The sequence below is a fragment of the Gluconacetobacter azotocaptans genome (genome assembly GCF_014174355.1).
GTDB classification, from domain to species: Bacteria; Pseudomonadota; Alphaproteobacteria; order Acetobacterales; family Acetobacteraceae; genus Gluconacetobacter; species Gluconacetobacter azotocaptans.
Window position 1 is genome coordinate 1 of record NZ_JABEQF010000034.1, and the last position, 8,215, is coordinate 8,215.

At 56.0% G+C, this 8,215-nt stretch carries 12 protein-coding genes; 2 read left to right on the plus strand and 10 right to left on the minus strand.

Translation table 11 applies throughout. The annotated features are described in order from the left end of the window. Positions 1 to 169: 169 nt before the first annotated feature. From HLH34_RS18725 to HLH34_RS18770, 10 genes are all read right to left on the minus strand, one after another. Positions 170 to 385 carry a hypothetical protein gene (locus tag HLH34_RS18725; protein ID WP_183121081.1) on the minus strand — a complete coding sequence of 72 codons (216 nt, stop codon included), beginning with the start codon at positions 383 to 385 and terminating at the stop codon, positions 170 to 172. 10 nt (positions 386 to 395) lie between these two features. Next, the gene (locus HLH34_RS18730) at positions 396 to 923 is read right to left on the minus strand and encodes a MucR family transcriptional regulator (protein ID WP_183121082.1); all 528 of its coding nucleotides are present in this window, start codon (positions 921 to 923) and stop codon (positions 396 to 398) included. Between the two features lie 23 nt (positions 924 to 946). Continuing rightward, positions 947 to 1,357 carry a PIN domain-containing protein gene (locus tag HLH34_RS18735; protein WP_183121083.1) on the minus strand — a complete coding sequence of 137 codons (411 nt, stop codon included), beginning with the start codon at positions 1,355 to 1,357 and terminating at the stop codon, positions 947 to 949. Then, a complete protein-coding gene (locus HLH34_RS18740) occupies positions 1,354 to 1,623 on the minus strand; it encodes an antitoxin (RefSeq protein ID WP_183121084.1) in 270 nt (89 codons plus the stop codon). The genes HLH34_RS18735 and HLH34_RS18740 overlap by 4 nt, the downstream gene beginning before the upstream one ends. A 171-nt stretch (positions 1,624 to 1,794) precedes the next feature. Beyond that, the gene (locus HLH34_RS18745; protein WP_183121085.1) at positions 1,795 to 3,588 is read right to left on the minus strand and encodes a hypothetical protein; all 1,794 of its coding nucleotides are present in this window, start codon (positions 3,586 to 3,588) and stop codon (positions 1,795 to 1,797) included. 153 nt (positions 3,589 to 3,741) lie between these two features. Next, on the minus strand, positions 3,742 to 4,578 hold the full coding sequence (locus HLH34_RS18750; protein WP_183121086.1) for a DUF6602 domain-containing protein: 837 nt from the start codon (positions 4,576 to 4,578) through the stop codon (positions 3,742 to 3,744). 425 nt (positions 4,579 to 5,003) lie between these two features. After that, positions 5,004 to 6,005, minus strand: a complete 1,002-nt coding sequence (locus tag HLH34_RS18755) for a hypothetical protein (protein WP_183121087.1) — start codon at positions 6,003 to 6,005, stop codon at positions 5,004 to 5,006. After that, a complete protein-coding gene (locus HLH34_RS18760; protein ID WP_183121088.1) occupies positions 6,002 to 6,541 on the minus strand; it encodes a hypothetical protein in 540 nt (179 codons plus the stop codon). Before HLH34_RS18760 ends, HLH34_RS18755 begins: the two co-directional genes overlap by 4 nt. A gap of 24 nt (positions 6,542 to 6,565) precedes the next feature. Then, complete coding sequence (locus HLH34_RS18765) at positions 6,566 to 6,961, minus strand: type II toxin-antitoxin system VapC family toxin (RefSeq protein ID WP_183121089.1); 396 nt, start codon at positions 6,959 to 6,961, stop codon at positions 6,566 to 6,568. Continuing rightward, positions 6,958 to 7,224, minus strand: a complete 267-nt coding sequence (locus HLH34_RS18770; protein ID WP_183121090.1) for an AbrB/MazE/SpoVT family DNA-binding domain-containing protein — start codon at positions 7,222 to 7,224, stop codon at positions 6,958 to 6,960. The genes HLH34_RS18765 and HLH34_RS18770 overlap by 4 nt, the downstream gene beginning before the upstream one ends. A gap of 389 nt (positions 7,225 to 7,613) precedes the next feature. Between HLH34_RS18770 and HLH34_RS18775 the strand changes: the two genes are divergently transcribed. Both HLH34_RS18775 and HLH34_RS18780 read left to right on the plus strand, forming a co-directional pair. Further along, complete coding sequence (locus HLH34_RS18775) at positions 7,614 to 7,829, plus strand: hypothetical protein (RefSeq protein ID WP_183121091.1); 216 nt, start codon at positions 7,614 to 7,616, stop codon at positions 7,827 to 7,829. Between the two features lie 72 nt (positions 7,830 to 7,901). Then, a complete protein-coding gene (locus HLH34_RS18780) occupies positions 7,902 to 8,045 on the plus strand; it encodes a hypothetical protein (RefSeq protein ID WP_183121092.1) in 144 nt (47 codons plus the stop codon). Positions 8,046 to 8,215 lie beyond the last annotated feature (170 nt).

Genomic DNA, 8,215 nt, shown 5'->3' on the forward strand with positions numbered 1-8,215 from the left:
AACGGACGTGGGCATCTTCAATGCCCACGCATCACCAGGCCCAAAAGTAAAGGAGCGGCAGCCCTGAAAATCCACCTCCCGCAGGCAATCCACTACCCGCGCACAGGTCTCATGCGAGGCGAAGCTTCGGTCGTCTGATTGTCAGGCATTAGTCCCTCCTTTTCTGGAATCATTCGCCCCGACCCCACCATTCCATTCGGTTGACCTCAAGCTGTAGCTCCGCATAATTGGCGCGATATTTCGCGCCAATTTCGTGGATCGACGAAAGAGATATGGGCGTAAGGTTCGGTTCACATTGAAAATTCAGCGTACGCTCGGCCTCTGAAAAAGAGACTGCCTGCTCTCGCGTGAATCGTCTGGCCTCGGCTGCTCCGTTGTCAGGCATCGGCCTCTCCTTAAACGGACCGGGCAATGGTGCGTTCGGGCTTGACCTTGGCCGCCATCCGCTTACGACCGCGCTTGCGCTCCGGCAGGATGGTAATTGGCGGTTCATTGGTTGCTCCAGGCGGGCTTATATCAGCATCGGCAGGGGGCCTTTTCCCGAGGCCGATGGCACGGGCCAGGGCGGAGCGGTGAGCGGCATAGTTCGGCGCGACGATCGGATAATCCGTCGGCAGCTTCCACTTGGCGCGATAATCCTCCGGAGTCATGCCATAGGCGGTCCACAGATGGCGCTTGAGCGATTTGAACTGCCGACCGTCCTCCAGGCACACGATATAGTCGGGGAACACCGAGCGACGAATCGGAACCGCAGGTTCCGGCGCAACGGGTGTGGTTGGAATGGGTCCATCGAGGTTAGCGAGGGCCTGGTAAACGCTCGCGATCAGAGCGGGCAATGTGTCGGCGCCAATCGCACTGGCCGAGACATAGGCAGCCACGATATTGGCGGTTTTGCGCGTCAATGCGGCGTGGGTTTCAGTCATTGTCCTCTCCTTTGCTGGACTCGCTACGCAGTGGCGAGCCAGTTTTCGACCTTCAGGCCGCATACACGCTCGAACTCACCAGTGTTGGCGGTGACGAGTACCGCGCCAACGGCACAAGCATGTGCGGCAATTAAAAGATCGTTCGGGCCGATCGGCGTTCCGGCCGCCTCGAGATCCGCCCGGATGCGGCCGTATTCAGCGTCGGCAGGGAGATCAAGGGCGAGCACGGTGGTGCCCTCCAGGATTGCCTCGATCTGCGCCGTCAGTTTCGGCGAGCCCTTCTTCACGCAGCCATAACGAAGTTCGGCGGCGGTGATGACGCTGACGCATATCGCGTCGTCACCGACAGACACGATATGCCGAGCGGCCCTGCCCTGAGGATTCCGGGCCAGATCAGAGATGATGTTGGTGTCCAACATGAAGAGCGCGGTCACAGGTCGATGTCCCGCGCCGGCAGAAGTGTGCTGTCGATATCGGGAAAAGCGTCTTCGGGTGGTAGCGGCTCCAGTTCGGCAAGGACGGCGGACAAACGCTTTCCAGGCACAGGTTCGATGATCAGCCGAGAACCCTCCCGGTGGATCAGCACCCGCTCACCGGGAAGCTCGAAGTCGGCCGGAATGCGAACCGCCTGGCTCTTGTTGTTCCGAAAGAGTTTGGCCTCACGCGGGGGCGAGGCATCCAACTGGCGACGGTAGGGCATGTGATGCTCCGTGTATATCCATTGCATATACACGGAGCAATGGCGGCCTTCAAGCGGCGTCTTCACGGCTGCTTTGGGGGCAAGCGGAATGTCGGCTTTTGGATGGTAAGACTAGGAAAGCAGTCATTCGTGCTATCGACGTTCACGACACAAATGGGCTTCTTATGAAGGTCAACTAGATTGATCTACCTCGTCGCCCACTTCGACAGCCGGGAGCGGACCCGAACCAGCTTGGGGGGCTTTCACGCCAGCTTCAGGCGTGTCCTCCGGGACTCTCGCGAATGATGCCAGAAGTAGGTGCACACGCCAGTCGATGGCCACCTCAGGGTCAAAGTCTGTAGCGAGCACCGCCAGTGACCCTACATGCAAGATATTGACGGCCGCGAAGTCCAGCAGAGCCTTAGCTTGACGGATATCTCCACCACCCCGATAGCGCTCGGCAAGGCTTAACACCATGGCCGCCTCGAACAGTTCTGGCACGCGAAGGCCGGATTTTTGGTTCCTCGTCTCGAAGTAGCTATCCAACACCTCTCGTTGCGAAGCGATCGGCCACGTCGGCGTGATGCTGAACAGCAAATGAAGGCACAGCGCCTCGATCGATGGATCGGATAGGATCTTTCGACATCTTTCATAAACCTCAGCGAACCGCGCCGATCGCTCGTCCGGCTGCACAAATTGGTTAAACAGAATGTAAATAGCCGCGCTAGCGCGGCGGTCCTCTCCCCGCAACCTTGGTAAAATTTCCTCGATCTTGGCGCAGATCTCGCGCATGTTGGTGACAGGCTGCTTGGTTAGCATGCACGCCGCGACTTGCCCGAGCTGCGCAGAAAAGTACTTCCGACACGCCCCTTTGACGAACCCCGTCTGCTGCCAGATCCAGTACTGCGGCGCCATTTCGGCCGACATGATCCCAAAGCGTTCGAGACGGTAGTCGTAATCCTCCGTTTGGCACTTCGGTTGCTGAGTGACGAACTCGAGGATCACATGTCGTGCAACGCGCGCGAGGCCTTCCAAGGTGAGAAACGTCGCGTGGCCGCTACGAATAGTCTCGCGATAGGATAAGTCTGTGTCGAGCATTTGCGGCAGATTCTGCAGCCGATGCACATACTTGGACCTAAGATCGTAGGCCTCCTTCAGGGCATCGCGCAAGTCGAGGCGACCGGGTGCGCCTACAGGACCGCTCTCCAAAAAATAAGAGTCGGGGAGATGGGCGAGGACGAATTCGCGAAATCGTCGTTTCAGGGCAACATGCTCACCCTTCAGAATGGCATCGCGCACTCGACCGGCTGTCACCTCGTCCGCATCCTTTAGTGCTTTGTCGATCCTCTGACGCCGACCCTGTTCGTAGTCGCTCCATTGCGCAGTGTGGCCATCGAAATCCTGAGCCAAGGACTCCAGGGAGGCCACCATCAAGGTGTAGGCGAGTTCCAGATCGTCGGCTACACGATGTAGTCCGGTGACGTAGGTGCGAATGGCCCGCATCACAGCGAGAAAACTTTTCCGCCTTAGTCCAATTAGATCGTCGATAAAACCGTTAAGCAATTTGTCGTCGTTCTCGTTGAGTAGGATCTCCTTATCGAACACCTTACGCACGAGCTTGGCGGGGGGCGTCATTACGCCCAAACTCCTCTTGTCACTCAGCAACCTGGTGCAGAGATCGGGGTCGGGCGTACAGGTCACACGTAAGACAAAGGAAACAACCGCTGCGAAATCCTGCAGGTAAGGTTGGACGCCATGCGAGATCAGAACGCCCACTCTAGGCTCGTCATCGAACTGTTCGCTAACCTCGTAGACGATTGGTCGAGGAAGGTTGGCTGCCTCTGCCTGGAGCAAGCGGCCAGCCTGAGTGACAATCGCGTTATCCTCCATCCGCATCAGCAAGAGATTGGAATAGAGCACGCCCCGGAGTTCGTTCGTGCGGCGCACACCGTTCGGATATAGCTTGCCCGAGTTAATTTGGAGCATATGAACGAATTTCCTTTATCCCCTCGGGAAATTCGCGCCATCGAAGTTTATACAACCGAAGGTTTGCGCGTTTAACGTTGGGGAATAGGGGTCTACGAATTTCGCAAAACCCAGATTCAGTTATCTATTAATTTATTTCGAACAAATCGTCATTCACCAAGAAGTCGCTGACGACAAAACTGCCTTTTTCTTCATAGGATAATCATTTTCAACAATTTTCGTAAATTCTATTATTTGGTTATTGTTCCCATGAAGTATCAAGTTCAAATTTGATATTATGCAGAAATAAATCCACATCAGCATATGGCCTTTCTTACATATACTACTTTTTGGTTCAAATATACAGTATTCATCACCCGATCTGTAATCATAGAAACTCAAATGATCCATTGTGAAAAATTGAGATTGCGCTGCTATTATAAGAGATCTATCGAGTAATATAATATAATCAGGTTTGATATCATTATTTGAATACCATTCCTGTATATCACGTAATTTGCCATTTTCCGTATCTCCTAAAAATAAAAAACTGAGTGGTTTATGGTATAAATTCGATCCTGGCTCAAAATACTTCTCCACATACTTTTTTCTCATACCGATTATGGCGCGAGAAATATTACCTATCTGGTCAAGATATGATTTAATTCCAGATGAAGAGTTTTTTATTTCAAATATCATATGCGCACAAGTATATGGTACGTATACAGAATCCTCGGATGTGACTTTTAACGCATGTGTTAATTCATTGTTTGTGATAAATGCATCAATCTGCGGAGTGCAACTCATGGATGCATCAAATAAATAACCACTTTTAACACCATACAAATTCGGAATTCTATCACTTAGGAACTGACGAAACTCTGTCTCAAGCTCGCTGCCAGATTCACGAATATTTCCTGTAGCATGGCTTTGACGTCCTTCCTTTATAGATAATAACATTTTTTCAGCTGCCACGTCAAAGATAGCGGGCAGATCAATGCTTGGGGTCATTTTATGTCCTCCTTTTTGCGAAAAATCTAATCTATATTACTTTGTAAATTATAATACTCTTTCCTTCCTTTAAAAAATCAAAACCACCCGATAATAATATCATAGATTATGAAATCTTACCTCCATTGATTATCTGCTATCGGGAAAATATCTTGCACATCTGAATGACCGGCATGAAGGCGGAAGCGGCCGTAGGTTTGCCCTACCGTGCGGACCTCGGCCACTTCTGGCTCCTTATGTGGACGGGCGGCACGCCGCCGCCCACGCCTACTGGACGGCGATCGGCAGCACCACATGGTCACATGCGATCAGCGGCCCGGTGTCGATCTCATAGCTCAGCCTGTCGCATCGCAACTAGGTGCCCCAGTCGCCAGCTTCGGCGCGCAGCATCCCGCCGCCATTTAGATCGGGGCAGCGCCAGGACATCAGGCGCCCGCATTCAACGTAGGAACGATAGAAGGCGGCACAGCGGTCGCCTTGTAGTCAGGCTCCGTTGCAATATCCGGTTTCGATCGCACCGAACTACGCTGCGCGAGACTGATGGCCTCACAGACCTCTCTCAAGGGATCTTCGATGCCGTCCAGGTCCAGCCGCGCGTGAAGAGCGGCAAATCTTCGCTGCACCTCCAAAGGTACTTGATGCGGGAGTGGGATGATCCAGTCTTCCTCGCGCCTGTCCCCCCATGACGTCTGGTAATCCAGCGCGCAGATCCCCTCGGGCCACACGTCGCGCATGGCGCGATACGAACTGACGATCTCCGGTGAGCGGCTCACGTGGACGACCCGCCAGTCGGTCAGCACCTTCCGCAGAGCGTCCTTGTTGAGCTCAAGCGGGTGGATAAGCGCGTGAATGCGCTCCGGCTTATAGTTTCGGGCCGACAGGCGGCGCCAAAGAGAAAACCGCCTCGAGGCTCCGGTATTGCCGGCAATACGTTTCCCGCTCCATGTCACATCGGTGATACTGAACAGGCCCGTCTTGCTCCCCGTGCCAGGGGAAAACTCGTCAAACACCGCCTGACGCAGTTTCTCCATGCCGTCCTGATCAAAAGGCCCGTAATTTTCCTCATAAGGGTCGCTAAAACGCATTGTTTCGGGTAGAGCATCCAGATTGCCCACGAAGTTATTATGAGTAGCGCTCACACCTGTCACCGAGAGAATATCGATCACGGCGCGATAGGCTGGGGGCTTATGAATAAGGCGGCACAGGTCACCCAAAGCAGGATGTCCTGCGTGCTCATCACAAGTTTCTGCGTTTCCGACCACGCGTTCCAGGTCGTAATGGGCATGTTTTTTTCGAGGATCCCGCAAGGTCGCAACCTTGAACGGATGCTGCTCGAGATGGTCCAGAAAGGCGCTTATGGCCTGCACGCGCTTGCGCTCGGCACGTTTCTTCCGGGAGGCGAACAGGAGGGCGAAAGCCGAGGTCATTGCTTAATTTCCATTCCCTCGATGATCGCTCTAGTCATCTTGTCAGGTAGCTCCTTCTGAAAACGGTCCCGCTCGCCCATAACCGTCTGTGCTGGTGCTGCTCCACCAATCAACGGCGGCTGATAACTGCGAACCCTGCCATCTGGATAGGATGATGCGTTCAAGGCGATGCTCACTTTGTCGGGCGTCCCGGTGAATGATACAGCCCCACGAAGTCGGTCTTTAGTCCCGACCGGATTCAGATATACCGACTTTGCCATTCCGGGTGTCATCTCGACACATCCAGTGTGCGGCTGCGTCGTGGGGCAAGAATCAGTGCCCGTGATCGCGTATATATCGCCTCCGAATACCAGCAGCGTCCCGCGAGGAAGAACAACGGGCCGTGTGATTTTAGCATTGGCAGGCAGGGTGCTTTCGACAGTCCGACCCATTGCGCGAAGAACATCAGTCTGAGCATGGGCAACTGATGACGCCATAGCGATACCCGCCACTATCACGCATTGGACCAGGCGTACGGTCGTTTGGTTGTCAGCCATGTTCGGCTCCTTTGCTGGACTGGACTATAGTAGCCGGGCTTTCTCGCCTTGCTTCTTCAGCAGCGAGACGGCCTTCTTATCGAACGACACGAACGTCTCGCCACCCAGCCAGGCGCCTTCGTGAGCCATGATGCCATCGGCAAAATCGCCGCCGGCTTCCAAAAGGGCGAGACCGGCTTCGACAGCCGGTCGGTTCATGACCACGTTGCTTGTATCGAGTAACGCGCGGATCGCCGTGGCCACGTCGTCCTTCTGCAACTTGGCCCCCTGGCGCAGTATCCACACCAGTTCGCACAGGGAAGGCAAGGACACCGCAATCAGGGACGCGTCCATCAGTATCTTTCGCGCGGTTCGACACTGAGCGGCATCGTCCTGAAGGATTGCACGCGCGAGTACATTCGTATCGGCGATAATTTTCACTTGTCGGCCAGTTCGCCAGCCCAGCCGGCGCCAGCGATGCTATTCATCTCGTCGATAGTAAGCGGCGTCTTCAGCTTCACCTTGCCATCGAGCGCATGCAGGAAATTGTCGATCGTACCAGCGGGTCGCGCGGCGCGCACACGCACCTCACCGCCGGGCATTTTTTCGAAATCGACCCGCCCCCCTGGCTGGATGCCGAGATGCTCGAGCAGCTCCCGCTTGAGCGTGACTTGCCCCTTTGCGGTGACGGTTAAGGATGCCATGGGACCCCCTTTCAATGCGCTCGCATAGTAAGGCATATATACCTTACTATCAAGGCAATTCGCTCCTTAATTGGACTTGTGTCGTCGGGCGAAGATGCCCGAGACAAGCCCCATGTTCATGCCGTAATCGCCAGCGGCAGCATAAGTCAGCACGGCAGACAGCTTCGCCCATAGAGGCAGTGCCCAAAAGGTGTCTGGCCAGCTGACGGCCCAAGATAGTGCGCCGAGGACACCAAATAGAGCGATCTTCCTGCCGGCGCTCACCGACTTTACTGGACGGCGGCATCGCGCCTCTGGTTAACCGGCCCTGCCCGCACTGCCAGATCATCGCCTGGGCCCTTGCAGTGCAGGACGGCGGGACTTTTCCCACCAATGTCTCCCCCGAGACCATGCGAGCGATCAAACTCTGGGTCGGGGTGCTGGCAAGCCAGGACCTCGAAGCGCAATACGCCAAGCTGTGGCGGAAGCTGCATGACATCTATGAGGGGCAACTGGTCGAGGCGCTCGCCAACATCAGGAAGAGGTTCGAACACGAAGCCCGGCGCCAGATCAACCCGGCCGCCGCCCCGGTGGCCACGCCGAGCGGCGGATCGTTTAAGCTGTGAGAGTTCGAGCTGTGCGGCGGTGGCTGACCATGCGTTCGGCGGAACCGGGCGTGGCTGCCGGAGATCGCGCCGGTGCTGCGTCGCAGCCACGCGGCGCTGCTGGTCGACGTCGGCGGGCCGATCGCCCTGCTTCGCCGGGACGGGTTAACCGTGACCCCGGTGAGTCTGCCGGCGTTTCGTCCCGGGCAACCGGCGCGTTTCGCGGACATCCCCTGAGGTGACCGGATCGGCAGAATCCCCCGCGCCCTGTCCAGCCAACTACGCCATCGGCTGGGCGGCTTTCGCCGCCTGGTGCGCGGCGCGGGCGCTGCCGCCGCTGCCGGTCGACCAGGCGGCGGCGGCCTGGCTGAACGCCCGGGCGCGGGAGGGCCGGGCGCGCAGCAGCC

What these genes read in the sequence shown, in the direction of transcription:
- HLH34_RS18725 (WP_183121081.1), bottom strand. Translation starts at nt 385, where the DNA reads ATGCCTGACAACGGAGCAGCCGAGGCCAGACGATTCACGCGAGAGCAG.
- HLH34_RS18730 (WP_183121082.1), bottom strand. Translation starts at nt 923, where the DNA reads ATGACTGAAACCCACGCCGCATTGACGCGCAAAACCGCCAATATCGTG.
- HLH34_RS18740 (WP_183121084.1), bottom strand. Translation starts at nt 1,623, where the DNA reads ATGCCCTACCGTCGCCAGTTGGATGCCTCGCCCCCGCGTGAGGCCAAA.
- HLH34_RS18745 (WP_183121085.1), bottom strand. Translation starts at nt 3,588, where the DNA reads ATGCTCCAAATTAACTCGGGCAAGCTATATCCGAACGGTGTGCGCCGC.
- HLH34_RS18750 (WP_183121086.1), bottom strand. Translation starts at nt 4,578, where the DNA reads ATGACCCCAAGCATTGATCTGCCCGCTATCTTTGACGTGGCAGCTGAA.
- HLH34_RS18755 (WP_183121087.1), bottom strand. Translation starts at nt 6,005, where the DNA reads ATGACCTCGGCTTTCGCCCTCCTGTTCGCCTCCCGGAAGAAACGTGCC.
- HLH34_RS18760 (WP_183121088.1), bottom strand. Translation starts at nt 6,541, where the DNA reads ATGGCTGACAACCAAACGACCGTACGCCTGGTCCAATGCGTGATAGTG.
- HLH34_RS18770 (WP_183121090.1), bottom strand. Translation starts at nt 7,224, where the DNA reads ATGGCATCCTTAACCGTCACCGCAAAGGGGCAAGTCACGCTCAAGCGG.
- HLH34_RS18775 (WP_183121091.1), top strand. Translation starts at nt 7,614, where the DNA reads ATGCGAGCGATCAAACTCTGGGTCGGGGTGCTGGCAAGCCAGGACCTC.